Origin of the sequence: Arthrobacter sp. SDTb3-6, from assembly GCF_013376095.1 — a bacterium.
Classification (GTDB): Bacteria; Actinomycetota; Actinomycetes; order Actinomycetales; family Micrococcaceae; genus Specibacter.
Genome location: NZ_JAAMFN010000015.1, coordinates 51,485 through 65,974 on the forward strand (window position 1 = coordinate 51,485; position 14,490 = coordinate 65,974).

Annotated in this window: 16 protein-coding genes; 14 read left to right on the plus strand and 2 right to left on the minus strand. The window is 64.3% G+C overall.

What is annotated here, in order from left to right; genetic code table 11:
- Window positions 1–25 precede the first annotated feature (25 nt).
- Entirely contained in the window at window positions 26–838 is an 813-nt protein-coding gene (locus tag G6035_RS09290) for an L-threonylcarbamoyladenylate synthase (protein ID WP_176616804.1), read from the plus strand.
- Between the two features lie 69 nt (window positions 839–907).
- On the opposite strand, the gene G6035_RS09295 is transcribed toward G6035_RS09290, so the two are convergent.
- Complete coding sequence (locus G6035_RS09295; protein ID WP_176616805.1) at window positions 908–1,867, minus strand: glycosyltransferase; 960 nt, start codon at window positions 1,865–1,867, stop codon at window positions 908–910.
- 2 nt (window positions 1,868–1,869) lie between these two features.
- Window positions 1,870–2,769: a glycosyltransferase gene (locus tag G6035_RS09300; RefSeq protein ID WP_176616806.1), complete on the minus strand. Its 900-nt coding sequence runs from the start codon at window positions 2,767–2,769 to the stop codon at window positions 1,870–1,872.
- 187 nt (window positions 2,770–2,956) lie between these two features.
- On the opposite strand from G6035_RS09300, the gene G6035_RS09305 reads away from it, so the two are divergent.
- The 13 genes from G6035_RS09305 (at window position 2,957) to G6035_RS09365 (ending at window position 14,482) form a co-directional block, all read left to right on the plus strand.
- On the plus strand, window positions 2,957–4,834 hold the full coding sequence (locus tag G6035_RS09305; protein WP_176616807.1) for a nucleoside-diphosphate sugar epimerase/dehydratase: 1,878 nt from the start codon (window positions 2,957–2,959) through the stop codon (window positions 4,832–4,834).
- Complete coding sequence (locus tag G6035_RS09310; RefSeq protein WP_176616808.1) at window positions 4,834–5,886, plus strand: UDP-phosphate glycosyltransferase; 1,053 nt, start codon at window positions 4,834–4,836, stop codon at window positions 5,884–5,886. The genes G6035_RS09305 and G6035_RS09310 overlap by 1 nt, the downstream gene beginning before the upstream one ends.
- A 159-nt stretch (window positions 5,887–6,045) precedes the next feature.
- The gene (locus G6035_RS09315) at window positions 6,046–6,531 is read left to right on the plus strand and encodes a hypothetical protein (RefSeq protein ID WP_176616809.1); all 486 of its coding nucleotides are present in this window, start codon (window positions 6,046–6,048) and stop codon (window positions 6,529–6,531) included.
- Window positions 6,528–6,842, plus strand: coding sequence for a hypothetical protein (locus G6035_RS09320; protein ID WP_176616810.1), 315 nt, complete (start codon window positions 6,528–6,530; stop codon window positions 6,840–6,842). The genes G6035_RS09315 and G6035_RS09320 overlap by 4 nt, the downstream gene beginning before the upstream one ends.
- A 97-nt stretch (window positions 6,843–6,939) precedes the next feature.
- Window positions 6,940–7,734, plus strand: coding sequence for a F0F1 ATP synthase subunit A (gene atpB, locus G6035_RS09325; RefSeq protein WP_176616811.1), 795 nt, complete (start codon window positions 6,940–6,942; stop codon window positions 7,732–7,734).
- 76 nt (window positions 7,735–7,810) lie between these two features.
- A complete protein-coding gene (atpE, locus tag G6035_RS09330; RefSeq protein WP_113718645.1) occupies window positions 7,811–8,029 on the plus strand; it encodes an ATP synthase F0 subunit C in 219 nt (72 codons plus the stop codon).
- Between the two features lie 48 nt (window positions 8,030–8,077).
- Window positions 8,078–8,638: a F0F1 ATP synthase subunit B gene (locus G6035_RS09335; protein WP_176616812.1), complete on the plus strand. Its 561-nt coding sequence runs from the start codon at window positions 8,078–8,080 to the stop codon at window positions 8,636–8,638.
- The gene (locus G6035_RS09340; protein ID WP_176616813.1) at window positions 8,638–9,480 is read left to right on the plus strand and encodes a F0F1 ATP synthase subunit delta; all 843 of its coding nucleotides are present in this window, start codon (window positions 8,638–8,640) and stop codon (window positions 9,478–9,480) included. Before G6035_RS09335 ends, G6035_RS09340 begins: the two co-directional genes overlap by 1 nt.
- Before the next feature lie 116 nt (window positions 9,481–9,596).
- On the plus strand, window positions 9,597–11,234 hold the full coding sequence (atpA, locus tag G6035_RS09345) for a F0F1 ATP synthase subunit alpha (RefSeq protein WP_176616814.1): 1,638 nt from the start codon (window positions 9,597–9,599) through the stop codon (window positions 11,232–11,234).
- 74 nt (window positions 11,235–11,308) lie between these two features.
- A complete protein-coding gene (locus tag G6035_RS09350; protein ID WP_176616815.1) occupies window positions 11,309–12,202 on the plus strand; it encodes a F0F1 ATP synthase subunit gamma in 894 nt (297 codons plus the stop codon).
- A 90-nt stretch (window positions 12,203–12,292) separates the two neighbouring features.
- Window positions 12,293–13,747 carry a F0F1 ATP synthase subunit beta gene (gene atpD / locus G6035_RS09355; protein ID WP_176616816.1) on the plus strand — a complete coding sequence of 485 codons (1,455 nt, stop codon included), beginning with the start codon at window positions 12,293–12,295 and terminating at the stop codon, window positions 13,745–13,747.
- 2 nt (window positions 13,748–13,749) lie between these two features.
- Complete coding sequence (locus G6035_RS09360; protein ID WP_176616817.1) at window positions 13,750–14,040, plus strand: F0F1 ATP synthase subunit epsilon; 291 nt, start codon at window positions 13,750–13,752, stop codon at window positions 14,038–14,040.
- 10 nt (window positions 14,041–14,050) lie between these two features.
- Window positions 14,051–14,482 (plus strand): DUF2550 domain-containing protein, encoded by a 432-nt coding sequence (locus tag G6035_RS09365; protein ID WP_176616818.1) that lies wholly within the window; start codon window positions 14,051–14,053, stop codon window positions 14,480–14,482.
- Window positions 14,483–14,490 lie beyond the last annotated feature (8 nt).

Genomic DNA, 14,490 nt, shown 5'->3' on the forward strand with positions numbered 1-14,490 from the left:
CGTACCGGGGTTTCCGGATGAAAGAATGGTCAATGTGAGTACCACTTCGTATAACTGCACCAATGATGAACAGCGGGCCGAGGGACTGGCGCACGCCCAAAAGGCCATTGCGGCCAAGCAGGTCATCGTGATGCCTACGGACACCGTCTACGGGATCGCGGCCGACGCGTTCTCGCCGCAGGCCGTCGCCACCCTGCTCGCCGCCAAGGGCCGCGGGCGGAACATGCCCCCGCCAGTGCTGATTCCACGGATCGGCACCATGGAAGGGCTCGCCACGGAAATTCCTGACGATGCCCGCAGGCTCGCGGAAAAGTACTGGCCCGGACCGCTGACGTTGATCTTCCACGCCCAGCCGTCCCTGACCTGGGACCTGGGTGACACCGTCGGCACCGTGGCACTGCGCGTGCCGGACGAGCAGCTGGCCCTGGACCTGCTGACCCTGACCGGACCGCTGGCCGTCTCCAGCGCCAACCGGACCGGGCAGCCCGCTGCGCAGACGGCCCAGGCGGCCCGTGAACAGCTTGCTGAATCCGTGGAAGTTTACCTGGAGGCCGGGTTTCGCCCCCTAGCAGGCACGGACGGTGTTCCGTCAACGATCATTGACGCCACCGGGCCACGGCTCCGCCTGGTCCGCGAAGGTGCCATCACGCTGGAGGAGATCCGGCGCATGGTGCCCAGTGCCCTGGGGCATGACGAGGAACCCCACATGTGGGAACCAAGTGGTTCGGACTCGCCCGTCAGCCTGGAAAAGGCGGCCCCGGAGCCCGCTGGCACCGCGCAGGTCGAGCACGCAGGGGCCCAATCACCGGAGGCGGCCTCGAACACCGAGCAGGCCTGATTCCGTGACGAATGTACAGCTCCGGCGGGTCCGCTTTCAGCCGGCCCGCCGGAGCTGTACGCTCGGTGCCTAGAGGTCCAGCTTTGCCATGGGCTGCCACTGCCGGTCCGCCAGGATGGGGCGCGAGGCGCGCCATCCTGCCCACAGCCTGGCGCTGCCGCGCAGCGTCTTTTCCACGGCCAGCAGCCGCACCAGTTCCTTGGCTGCCGTCAGGGCCGTCCCGACGGCAAACCCCATGGGGTTGAACTGCCCGTGGGCGCGCAGGTACTGGGCCACGAGCCCGCGGTTGCGCATCACATAGAAGCGGCTCAGGTTGGAGGAGTCGTTCAGGTGCCGGATGTACAGGTCAACGGTGCGTTGTTCACGGACCTTGTGCAGCACAAACTCGTTCACGTACATGACGGGACGCTCCTGCGCCACCAGCCAGCCGTAAATGGCGTCGTCCCAGGTGATGAAGAAGCGCGGGTCCGGCAGGCCCGCCGACGCCACTGCGTCACGGTGCACCAGCATGCCCTCAAAGCAGCCAACGTTGGTGGGGAACTCGTTGGTGTGGGCGAAAACGTCGCCGCGCACCGGCAGGTGGATGCCCAGAAAGCTGCTGAATGTGTGTTGCCAAAAGAACGGCTTGCCTGCGGGGTCGTAGCGGCGGCCCACCAGCGCGTCGTATTTGTCCATCCACGGCCCGAAGGCGCCGATGGCCCCGGGAACCGCGGTTACGTCGTCGTCCATCAGCCACATCCACTGGGCGCCTTCGGACAGTGCGCGCTCCACGCCGGCGGAAAAGCCGCCGGCGCCGCCCACATTCGTGCCCAGGGCCTGGTGGTGCAGGGCAACGGGGGACGGGAGGGCGGCCAGCCGCTCCCGTGCCGCGGCAATGACTGCGGCCGTGTTGTCGGTGCTGGCGTTGTCCACCACCACAACGGCGTCGGGGGCCGGGTCAAGGGCGGCCACGGACTCCATCAGCCCGGCGAGATAGTCCGCCCGGTTGAAGGTGGTGATCACGATGAAGAAGCGGTCGCGTCGCCCCACGGCTAGAATTTCTGGTCCTTCAACGGCCCGAACTTTGCCCCGCGCAGCCCCGCCGAATAGGCGCCGGCCCATTCGGCCAGCCCTTTCACGTCCCCGTGCTTTAGGTAGTAGAGCGGGTAGCCCACCGCGTCGGCCACGAACGACTTCAGCCGCCGGTGCCTGCGCGTGAGGTAGCCGCGGTTGCGGAAGAAGTAAAAGCGCTTGAACGGCGATTCCGGGACCAGCACGTGGAAGCGGCTGCCCATGAGTTCCTGGACCTCGCCCCAGCCGGCGGGGTGTGTCAGTGCCACGGTGGTGACGGTGCCGAACTTTACGTTGGCCCGGCGCAGCCGCAGCATGAAGTCGACCTCGTCGCCGCGAATGAACAGGCGCAGGTCCGGCAGGCCCACCTTGAAGAACACCTCGGAGCGGATCAGGGCGCCGTTGAAGAACTGGCCCACGTTTTCAATCAGGCCCAGCGGCTCCACATCGGCACGCTCGTGCGTCAGGCGCCCGTCCAGGCGGAACGGGAAGGACAGCTTGGTGGGTTCCCCGGGGGCGACGACCAGCGGCAGCACCACGTCCAAACCACGCTCCCGGGCCGCCTCCAGCAGCGTCGCCAGGCACGACGGGTCCTCCGGGTGGGCGTCGTCGTCCATGATCCACACCCACTCGGCGCCGGAGGCCAGGGCGCTGAGGATGGCGAAGGAAAAGCCGCCTGCCCCGCCCAGGTTGGCCTCGGACCTCAGATAGGTCACGGGGGCCGGCGCGTCCGCGGCAATCCGGTCCACCGGCTGCGTGCCTGAATCAACCAGGGAGATGGAATGCGGTGCGTGGCTCTGCCGCGAGAGGGCTTCCAGCAAAGTGCGTACGTCCCCCGGCCGGTCAAAGGTTACGGCAGCCACGGCTACGGTGTTTTGCAAGTCCTGGATCCTCTCGGCCGGCGGGGGCGCGCGGCGCGGGTTGGCGGTGTGGCATGGGTGAAGCGATTACTATCGTAATAGCCATTACTTTAGTACAGCGCGCCTCGAACGGACTGTAGGGTTATTTGGGCCCGAAGCGCATGCCAACCAATTACGGGCAGAAAACGGACTACGAACCACGTTGAATATGTCGAGCACCACAGCAGCAGGAAAACCCGGAGCCACGCACCCCGAAGGCGACGCCAAGCCGCGCCTGTGGCTGTGGTCGCAGGCCATCCTGGATTCCCTGTCCTGGGCCGCCGCCCTGCTGCTCGCCGTGCTGCTGCGCTACGAGCTGGACGTGCGGCTGATCAATCCCGGCGGGATGGCACTGCTGATCGCCGTGGCGGTGGCAACCCAGCTCGTTGCCGGCTGGTGGCTCTCGCTGTACCGCGGCCGCTACACGTTCGGCAGCATCCAGGAAGCCCGGGTATTGGTGGCCACCACCCTGATTGTGGCCGCCGTGACGTCAGTTTTCCTGTTCCTGACGGTGCAGGAGCTTCACATTGCCCGCTCCGTCAGCGCCATCGCCTTTCCCTTTGCCGCGCTGATCATGGCGGCCGTGCGCTACGCCAAGCGCCTGTACGTTGAGGGCAAGCCCACCTTCGGCGACGAGGCCCAAAAGACGCTGATCTATGGGGCGGGATTCCTGGGCAACTCGCTGGTCACCCGCATGGTCCAGGACCCGGAGTCGCCCTTTGTCCCGGTGGGCCTCATTGACGACGACACGGCCAAGAAGCACCTGCGCCTGAGTTCGGTGGGTGTCCTGGGCCGCGGCGACGAGCTGCCCGAGATCATCAAGCGCACCAGGTCCACCGTGGTGGTGCTGGCCATGGCCCACATCGACGCCGAACGCATCCGGGAAATTTCCGACTCCGTCGCCGGGCTGGGCGTGAAGGTCCTGGTGCTCCCGCCGCTGCAGGAAATGCTCACCTCCAACACCAACCGGGACAACGCCGGCGGCCTCACGGACTTCCGCGAGATCGACGTCGAGGACCTGATCGGCCGGCGCCCGGTGGACATCAAGGTGGACCAGATTGCCGGCTATGTCACCGGCAAGCGGGTCCTGGTCACCGGAGCGGGCGGCTCCATCGGCTCCGAACTCTGCCGCCAGCTGCACGGCTTCAACCCGGCCGAGCTGATCATGCTGGACCGTGACGAATCCGGCCTGCAGCACACGCAGCTCTCAATTTTTGGCCACGGCCTCCTCAACGACAACTCCACCGTGCTGGCGGACATCCGCGACGCGGACGCGCTCGACGAAATCTTCGCCAAGCGCCGCCCCGAAGTCGTGTTCCACGCCGCCGCCCTCAAGCACGCCCCCCTGCTGCAGATGTACCCGAAAGAGGGCTGGCAGACGAACGTCCTCGGCTCCCTGAACGTGCTCAGCGCCGCCCGCAACGTCGACGTGGAAACCTTCGTGAACGTCTCCACGGACAAGGCCGCCAGCCCCACCACCGCGTTGGGACACTCCAAGCGCGCCGCGGAAAAGCTGACGTCCTGGATGGCGGGGGAGACCGGCAAGCGCTATGTCTCCGTGCGCTTCGGCAACGTCATCGGCAGCCGGGGGTCCATGCTGCCGCTGTTCACGGACCAGATCAACAAGGGCGGACCGGTCACGGTCACCCACCCTGACGTCACCCGTTTCTTCATGACCATCCCCGAAGCCTGCCAGCTGGTCATCCAGGCCGGTGCCATCGGCCACGGCGGCGACGTCCTCATCCTGGACATGGGCGAACCCGTGCGCATCATGGACGTGGCCCGGCGCATGATCGCCATGTCCGGGAAAAAGATCGACATCCAGATCACCGGCCTGCGCCCGTCCGAGAAGCTCCACGAACAGCTCACCGGCGACGACGAGATCAACAAGCCCGACGGGCACCCCAAGATTTCCCACACCCACGCCCGACCCCTGGCCCCCGCGGACCTGGACCTCGAACTGTGGCTCCAGCGCTGCCGTGAGGAGTCCGGCGGCGACGCGCCCAGCATTGACGAGTCCGACGGCGACGTTGCGGCAGGCGCCTGATGGACACCTCCAGCTGGCTTGCGTCCGCCGCCGTGGCCGCCGTCGCCCTCGTGTTGGCCCTCGGCCTGCCCGCCGTCGCGCGCCCGCTCCTGGTGCGCGCCGGGGTGCTGGACGTGCCCAACGCGCGCAGCTCCCACCAGCGGCCCACCATCCGGGGCATGGGAATCACGACGGCCGTTGCCCTGCCGGCCGCACTGGCCCTCGCCCTGTTCCTCCCCCAGGGGAGCGTGAACGAGTCGCAGGCGCGCGCCACCCTGGTCGTGATCCTGCTGGTGACCCTCTGTGCCGCTGCCATTGGCTGGGTGGAGGACATCCGGGGCCTGGCCATCACCGTCCGTGCCGGGCTGCAGCTGCTGGTGGGGGCCCTGGCCACGGCAGCCGTGGCAATCATTGACCCGGCCGCGCAGCAGTTGTGGTGGATCCCGGCCGGCGCGGTGGCCGTGGCGGCCTACGTGAACGTCACCAACTTCATGGACGGCATGGACGGCATTTCCGGCACGCACGGGCTCCTGGTGGGCGGCTTCTATGCCTTCGGCGGTGCCGTGACGGGCCACCAGTGGCTGGTGTATGCCGGCGTGGCCATCGCCGCGGCGTTTGCCGGGTTCCTGCCATGGAACCTGGGCCGCAACAAGGTCTTCATGGGCGACGTGGGCAGCTACCTGCTGGGTGCGTCCATCTCCGTCACTGCCATGGCCGCCTTCCTGGCCCACGTTCCGGTGGAATACATTTTCTCGCCCGTGCTGGTCTACCTGGTGGATACCTTTGTCACGTTCCTGCGGCGGCTGCTGGCGGGGGAGCGTTGGTATGCCTCGCACCGCCAACACGTCTACCAGCGCCTGAACATTGTGGGCCTGAGCCATGTGCAGTCCACTGCGGTGGTGTGCGCAGCAACGGTGGTGGTCAGCGTGCTGGGCATTGTGGCCGCCCAGGGCAGCAGCCTGGTGCAGGTTGTGGCCACGGCCCTGTGCCTGGTGGCGGTGCTGCTGTACCTTCGCACGCCCACGCTTTTCCAGCGGCATTTCCGCCGGAAGGCCGGCGCCGATGCCCGGTAGCGGCGGCTGTGCGCCACGGCACCGGCCGTGGCCGGGTGCGGAGGGGCATTAGTTAGGTCATGTAACAGTTCTATCTCGTGTAGAATTGTTTTTGGCGAATTCCGCCCCCGCGTTTCATTGGCTTTCGTGCGATAAAAGTCTCTCCTGAAGAGAGTGGTAATGAAGGATAAAAGTGCCCCCCACGGCGCCGTTCGGGGACCCGTCAAGGTCGCCGGTCCTTCTGCCACCCCTTGGCTGAACATCCTCGTGAAGTGTTTGCTGGTGGCTGTGGCCGCCACGGTGGTGCTTGCCGTTGCGGCGCTCGTCGTTTCGGGCTGGCCGGGGGTTGGCAGTGTCGCCTTTGGTGCCGCCGTCGTGGTTGCCTTCTTCGGCCTCAGTCTTCTGGTGGGCCACATTTACGGCCGGAAGAATCCCTCCGGTGCCATTGGCGTTTTCATGGTCACCTACCTGGTGAAAGTGGTGGGCTTCGCGGTCATCCTTTTCACCTTGGGTGCCCCTACCTGGCTCAACGGCCCCTGGTTCGCAACGGCCGGCGTCGTGGTGGTTTTGCTGTGGCAGGCCACCGAGGTGGTCACCTTCAGCCGCCAGCGCCTGCAGCTCTACAACGACCCCGTCAAACCACCGTCGGAAGCGGGCCAGGCATGAGCGGCGGCAACGGACGCGGGGAGAAGTATTCCGCGGCTTCCGGCAACCCCGACAACACCGAAGGCACGGGCGGCTACAACTCCGGAATGGTCGTGTTCAGCTACATTATTGGCGGAATAGTGGTCTGGAGTTTGATAGGGTGGGGTCTGGATATTTTGCTCGGAACACATTGGATGGTTCTGGCCGGGGCACTCATTGGCCTCGCCGGCGGATTTTATTTGTCATTTGCCCGCCGCTTCGGAATGGGCAGTTCCAAGCGTGTGGACGGACCTCCAACCGCGACCAACGGCCAGGGGCCTGAGCAACATTGATACCACATTTTTTCTATAACCTTGGGGGCTTCGAGGCGCGTTCCGTCTCCGCTCCCGCAAACCAGCCCAATTACGGACACTGCAGAGAGGAAACGCGTTGATCGCGCTTATGCTCCCCGCCCAAGATGGTGGAAGCTTTACCCCGCCCAGCGTCGAAAGCCACCTGACCCCGTTCTTTACGATCGGTGGCCTGGAATTCAACAAGCAGATTTTGTTGGTGCTGCTTTCGGTCGTGATCATCGCCTGGTTCTTCGTGGCTGCGGCACGCAAAGGCCAGCTCGTTCCGGGCCGGCTGCAATTTGTGGGCGAAATGGCCTACGGCTTCGTGCGCAACTCCGTTGGCAAGGACGTCATCGGGGCCAAGGACTACAAAAAGTACGTGCCGCTGCTGTTCTGCCTGTTCTTCTTCATCCTGGTCAACAACCTGTTCGGTGCCATCCCGATCCTGCAGCTGCCCAGCTTCTCGCACGTCTCCGGCGCCTATGTCCTGGCCCTGCTCGTATACGTGGTCTGGATCGGTGTGGGCCTGAAGGAAAACGGCCTGCGCTATTTCAAGCTGGCCGTGGTCCCGTCGGGTGTGCCGTGGTACATCCTGCCGATGGTGGTCCCGATCGAGATCATCTCAAACTTTGTGGTTCGACCGATGACCCACAGCCTGCGTCTCTTCGCCACCATGCTCTCCGGCCACTTGATCGTCATGATCGCCGGCTCCGGCATCGAGTTCCTGATTGCACAGGAAAGCTGGTTCCTGAAGGGCACCTCCATTTTGGTACTGGTCGGAGCAGTGGCCATGTACATGCTTGAAGCCCTGATTATGGTCCTGCAGGCCTACGTCTTTGTCCTGCTGACCGCAATCTACATTGAGGGTGCTGTCCACGCGGACAGCCACTAACCGCACCAAAAGAATTCCCCTTGGGGGATAACTTGAACCAAACAACCTGCCTACGGGCATCTTGAAAGGAAACACAATGACGGGAAATATCAACGGCTCGCTGAACCTCATTGGTTACGGTCTGTCCGCAATCGGCGGTGCCATTGGCGTGGGCTTGGTCTTCGCTGCCTACATCAACGGCGTTGCACGCCAGCCGGAAGCCCAGCGTGTGCTCCAGCCCCTCGCCTTCCTGGGCCTGGCGCTGACCGAAGCACTGGCCATCCTCGGCCTCGTGTTTGCGTTCGTTCTCAAGTAAAGAGAACTTCGAAGTTTCAAAACACGAGTAGAAAAGGACGGGTGAAATATGAATAATCTCATGGTTTTAGCCTCCGTCAATGCGGCGGATGCAGCGCCCAGCCCACTGGCTGTCAGCTGGTCTGAAGTCCTGGTGGTCGCTGTCGGCTTCGCCATTCTCATGGTCATCGTGGCCAAGTTCGTTGTCCCGATGTTTGAGAAGACCTATGCCGACCGCACTGAAGCCATCGAAGGCGGAATTGCCAAGGCTGAGAAGGCACAGGCGGAAGCGTCGGCGGCTCTCGGTGAGTACAAGCAGCAGCTGGTTGACGCACGCACGGAAGCAAACCGCATCCGTGAGGAAGCCCGCACCGAAGGTGCCCAGATCCTGGCGGACCTGAAGGAAAAGGCCGCCAGTGAGTCTGCCCGCATCACGGAACAGGCACAGACGGCCATCGCCGCCGAGCGCCAGGCCGCAGTCGTGTCCCTCCGTGCCGAGGTCGGTTCGCTGGCCACCACGCTGGCGGGACGCATTGTGGGCGAGTCGCTGGACGACGACGCCCGCGCAGCCCGCGTGGTGGACCGTTTCCTGGCTGACCTGGAAAAGCAGAGCGAAGGTGCTACGAAGTAATGGCAGGCGTATCGAGCGAATCGCTGACCATGGCATTGGGCCAGTTGGAAGCAGAGCTTCCCACGGCGACGCTGTCGTTGGCCAAGGAGCTTTTTTCCATCCTGGCGGTCCTGGACAGCTCGGCCGGCCTGCGCCGTTCGCTGACTGACCCGTCCCGCGAGGGTGCGCAGAAGACGGCGCTGGTTGCCTCACTTGTCAAGGGCAAGGTTTCCGCGGAAGCGGAGGCCATCGTCGGCCGTTTGGCCGCAGCCCGTTGGAGCGATGCGCGTGACCTTGGCGATGCACTCGAGACCGTGGCCGCAACCGTGGTCATTGCCGTTGCTGAAAATCGGAGCGCGTCTGCAAGTTCCGGCAACTCCGTTTCCGGCCTCAACGGCCTGGCTGCGTTGGAGAGCGACCTGTTCGCCTTCAACCAGTCCGTTGAATCCAGCCACGAGGTGCAGCGCGCCTTGGTGGAACCGCAGGCAGACGAGTCCGCCAAGGTGGACCTGGCACTGAGGCTGGCACCTGGCGCGAGCGAGGAATCCCAGCTTCTTATTCGCCAGGCGGTCGTCAACCCGCGCGGGCTCAAGAGCGTCAAGCTCATTGAACGCTTCGCCAAATTGGCAGCGGAACGCCAGCAGCGCTGGATTGCCGAGGTCACGGTGAGCCGTCCGATGGACGCCACGCAGCTCGAGCGGCTGCAGCGCGGGCTCAACTCCCTGTACGGACGCGAGCTGAACGTCAACGTCCGCGTGGACCCCGCGCTCATCGGCGGCGTCCGTGTCCGGGTGGGTGACGAGGTAGTGGATGCCTCCGTCATGGCCCGGTTGGGCGAACTGCGCCGCCAGCTGGCTGGATAGCCGCAAAGCAAAAAAGTAAGAAACCAAACCGCCCGCCCACCAGGACGGGAATGGTGCGAAAGCTAGGTCACCGGGAAACACGCGGTGATCGCGAAATAGGAGAGCAGGGACTGCAGATGGCCGAATTGACCATCAACGCCGACGATGTCCGTATTGCGTTGAATGACTTCGCGGCGTCCTACGAACCGGGCAACGCCGAGCGCGTTGAGGTTGGCCGGGTTACCACCGCAGGCGATGGCATTGCCCGTGTGGAGGGTCTTCCCTCCGTCATGGCCAACGAGCTGCTTCGCTTCGAAGACGGCACCCTGGGCCTCGCCCAGAACCTTGACGTCCGTGAAATCGGCGTCATCATCCTCGGTGACTTCACCGGGATTGAAGAAGGCCAGGAAGTTCACCGCACCGGTGAGATCCTGTCCGTGCCCGTGGGCGACGCCTTCCTGGGGCGTGTGGTTGACCCGCTGGGCACACCCATTGACGACCTGGGCGAGATTGCCGCCGAGACCACCCGTGCCCTGGAACTCCAGGCCCCCGGCGTAACCGAGCGCAAGAGCGTCCACGAGCCCATGCAGACTGGCCTGAAGGCCATCGACGCAATGATTCCGATCGGCCGCGGCCAGCGCCAGCTGATCATCGGCGACCGCCAGACGGGCAAGACCGCCCTGGCCGTTGACACGATCATCAACCAGAAGGCGAACTGGGCTTCCGGCGACACGAACAAGCAGGTCCGCTGCGTATACGTTGCCATCGGCCAGAAGGCTTCGACCATCGCCGCCGTCCGCCAGACCCTGGAAGACCACGGCGCGCTGGAGTACACCACCATCGTGGCGTCCCCGGCTTCGGACCCCGCCGGCTTCAAGTACCTGGCACCCTACGCCGGTTCGGCGATCGGCCAGCACTGGATGTACCAGGGCAAGCACGTCCTGGTGGTCTTCGATGACCTGTCCAAGCAGGCTGAGGCCTACCGTGCCGTGTCCCTGCTGCTGCGGCGCCCGCCGGGACGCGAAGCCTACCCGGGCGACGTGTTCTACCTGCACTCCCGCCTGCTGGAGCGTTGTGCCAAGCTGTCCGACGAGCTCGGAGCAGGATCGATGACCGGCCTGCCGATCATCGAAACCAAGGCAAACGACGTTTCCGCCTACATCCCGACCAACGTGATCTCCATCACCGATGGTCAGATCTTCCTCCAGTCGGACCTCTTCAACGCCAACCAGCGCCCCGCCGTTGACGTCGGTGTGTCCGTCTCCCGCGTGGGCGGTGCCGCACAGGTGAAGTCCATGAAGAAGGTTTCCGGTACGTTGAAGCTGGAACTGGCCCAGTACCGCGACATGCAGGCGTTCGCCATGTTTGCCTCGGACCTGGATGCCGCCTCCAAGCAGCAGCTGACCCGCGGTGCACGCCTCATGGAACTGCTCAAGCAGGGCCAGTACGCACCGTTCCCGGTGGAAGACCAGGTTGTCTCCATCTGGGCCGGCACGAACGGTTACCTGGACGATGTCCCGGTCCAGGACGTTTCGCGCTTCGAGAAGGAGTTCCTGGAACACCTGCGCCACGCCACCTCCATCCTGACCACGCTGGCACAGACCAACGTCATGGCTGACGAAACCGTTGATGCGCTCAAGGCCGCCATCACGGACTTCAAGGCCGGCTTCTTCGGTGTCGGGGCCAACCAGCTGGTTGGTGCCGGACACGAGGAGCACGACCCTCTTGCCGGCTCCGACGTCGACCAAGAGAAGATCGTCAAGCAGAAGCGCTGACTCTACGTCGGCCGGTCCTGCCGGGGCAATGTCCCCGGCAGGACCGGCCACCGGGACTTTAGGAAAGGAAAAGTATGGGAGCCCAGATCCGGGTCTACCGCCAGAAGATCGCATCGACCACCTCGATGCGCAAGATCTTCAAGGCGATGGAACTGATCGCCACCTCGCGCATCGGTAAGGCGCGCCTGCGTGTGGCGGCATCCTTGCCCTACTCGAATGCCATTACCCGCGCCGTTTCTGCCGTGGCATCGCAGAGTGTGATCGACCACCCGTTGGTGACGACGCCGGAGCAGATCCGCCGGGCCGCCGTCGTCGTTGTTGCCTCCGACCGGGGCCTCGCGGGTTCCTATTCCGCCGGTGTCCTCAAGCAGTCTGAACAGCTCGCGGAGCTGCTCAGCTCGGAAGGCAAGGAAGTTTCGTACTTCCTGGTCGGCCGCAAGGCACAGGCGTACTTCGATTTCCGTGACCGCGGCTACGCGCGGGTCTGGACCGGTGGCACGGATGCCCCCGAATTCAGCACCGCGAAGGAGATTGCCCAGGCAGTCCTGGAAGCCTTCGCCACGGAATACGAAAAGGGCGGTGTGGATGAAATCCACATTGTCTCCACCCGATTCCAGTCGATGGTCGTGCAGGTTCCCCAGGTTGTCCGCCTGCTGCCCCTTGAGGTGGTGGAGGAGCAGGCAACCAGCGAGTCCGACCTTCTTCCGTTGTACGAGTTCGAGCCCGAGCCGGCACAGGTGCTTGACGCCCTGCTTCCGCGGTACATCGAATCCCGTATCTTCAACGCGCTCCTGCAGGCTGCCGCAAGCGAACTTGCAGCACGCCAGCGGGCGATGAAGTCCGCCGGCGACAACGCCTCGGACCTGATCAAGAAGTACACGCGACTGCGCAACACGGCCCGCCAGGCCGAAATCACCCAGGAATTGTCCGAGATTGTGGCCGGTGCCGACGCGTTGAACGCGTCCTAGCCCACGCCGCACCCCGGGGCGGGTCCGCCCGCCCGGTTTCTGACCCCGATACACTTAACCCCACGCCATCTACTGATTGAAGTGAGAGAGATGACTGCCACTACTACAGAGCAGGTAGCCGCCAAGGCCGGTGCCATTGGACGCATTGCCCGCGTCATTGGCCCCGTTGTTGACGTAGAATTCCCAGCGGGGTCCATCCCCGGCATCTACAACGCCCTCGAAGCAGAGCTGACGCTCGCCGGCGAGACGCGCACCATCACGTTCGAAACCGCGTTGCACCTCGGTGACAACCTGGTCCGGGCCATCTCCCTGCAGGCTACCGACGGACTGGTCCGCGGCACGTCTGTCAAGGACACCGGCGCGCCGATCTCCGTCCCCGTCGGCGAAGGCGTCAAGGGCCACATCTTCAACGTCCTGGGCAAGCCCCTGGACATCGAAGAGTCGGAGCTGACCACCACCGAGCGCTGGCCGATCCACCGCAAGGCCCCGGCCTTCGCCACCCTTGAGGGCTCGACGCAGATGCTCGAGACCGGCATCAAGGTGATCGACCTTCTCACCCCGTACATCCAGGGTGGAAAGATCGGCCTGTTCGGCGGTGCCGGTGTCGGCAAGACCGTTTTGATCCAGGAAATGATCACCCGTGTTGCCCGCAACTTCGGAGGCACCTCCGTGTTCGCCGGTGTTGGCGAGCGCACCCGTGAGGGCAACGACCTTTGGGTTGAAATGGACGAGGCAGGTGTTCTCAAGGACACCGCCCTGGTGTTCGGCCAGATGGATGAGCCGCCGGGAACGCGTCTGCGCGTTGCCCTGTCCGCCCTGACCATGGCGGAGTACTTCCGCGATGTCCAGAACCAGGACGTGCTGCTCTTCATCGACAACATCTTCCGCTTCACGCAGGCCGGTTCGGAAGTTTCCACGCTGTTGGGCCGCATGCCCTCCGCTGTGGGCTACCAGCCCAACCTTGCCGACGAGATGGGCCTCCTGCAGGAGCGCATCACCTCGACCAAGGGCCACTCGATCACGTCCATGCAGGCCATTTATGTCCCTGCCGACGACTACACCGACCCGGCCCCGGCAACGACGTTCGCCCACCTGGACGCCACCACCGAGCTCTCGCGTGAAATTGCCTCACGTGGCCTGTACCCGGCCGTTGATCCGCTGACATCCACCTCGCGCATCCTCGACCCGCAGTACATCGGCCAGGCGCACTACGACACCGCAGTGCGCGTGAAGCAGATCCTTCAGAAGAACAAGGAACTGCAGGACATCATCGCCATCCTGGGTGTGGACGAGCTCTCCGAAGAGGACAAGATCGTCGTGGCCCGTGCCCGGCGCATCCAACAGTTCCTGTCGCAGAACACGTACACCGCCAAGCAGTTCACCGGCGTCGAGGGCTCCACGGTTTCCATCAAGGACACCATCGAAGGCTTCACCGCGATCTGCGACGGCGACGTCGACCACATTGCCGAGCAGGCGTTCTTCAACGTCGGTGACATGACCGACGTCGAACGCCAGTGGGCCAAGATCCAGGAATCGACCAAGTAACCATGGCCGAACTGGAAGTTGAAATCGTAGCGGCGGACCACCATGTGTGGGCCGGTGCGGCGAAGATGGTCAAGGCGCGCACGTCCGACGGCGAGATCGGCATCCTCCCGGGCCACTCGCCCCTGCTGGCCATTTTGGCAGAGGGTGAGCTGGCCATCGAGCCCGTCAACGGAGGCCGCATGGCGGTTTCCGTGGACGGCGGCTTCTTCTCGGTAGACAAGGACCGGGTGGTGATCGTTGCCGACAACGCGCAGTTGCAAGACGGCGCAGCGTCAAACGCAGGCAACCACTAGCAAGTATTTGATGAACGAACCCGGCATCCCGTTCATCGTCCTGGCAGCGATTTTCCTGCTGGTCGTTATAGCACTGTGCCTGTTTGGGGTGCGCCGCTTTCAACTGCGGCGCGCCCTGGGTACCGTGGACGCCTCCCTCTGCATTGGCGGCAACCGCTGGCAGATGGGGGTTTGCCGTTATCAGGAGTCGGACCTTGAATGGTTCCGGCTTCTTTCGTTAAGCCCCATTCCGCGCCGCAAGATGGTCCGCAGTTCCATTGAGCTGGTGGGGCGGCGCAAGCCCACCGAGGCGGAACTGACCCGGGTGCCGCCCGGGGTGGTCATTGTCACGCTCTCCTACAAGGGTGAGGAAGTGCTGCTGGCCATGAAATTCGGTGCCTACGCGGGATTGTCGTCCTGGCTGGAGGCTGGTCCCGTGGTGGGGATCGGTACTTGGAGATAAGCTCCAGC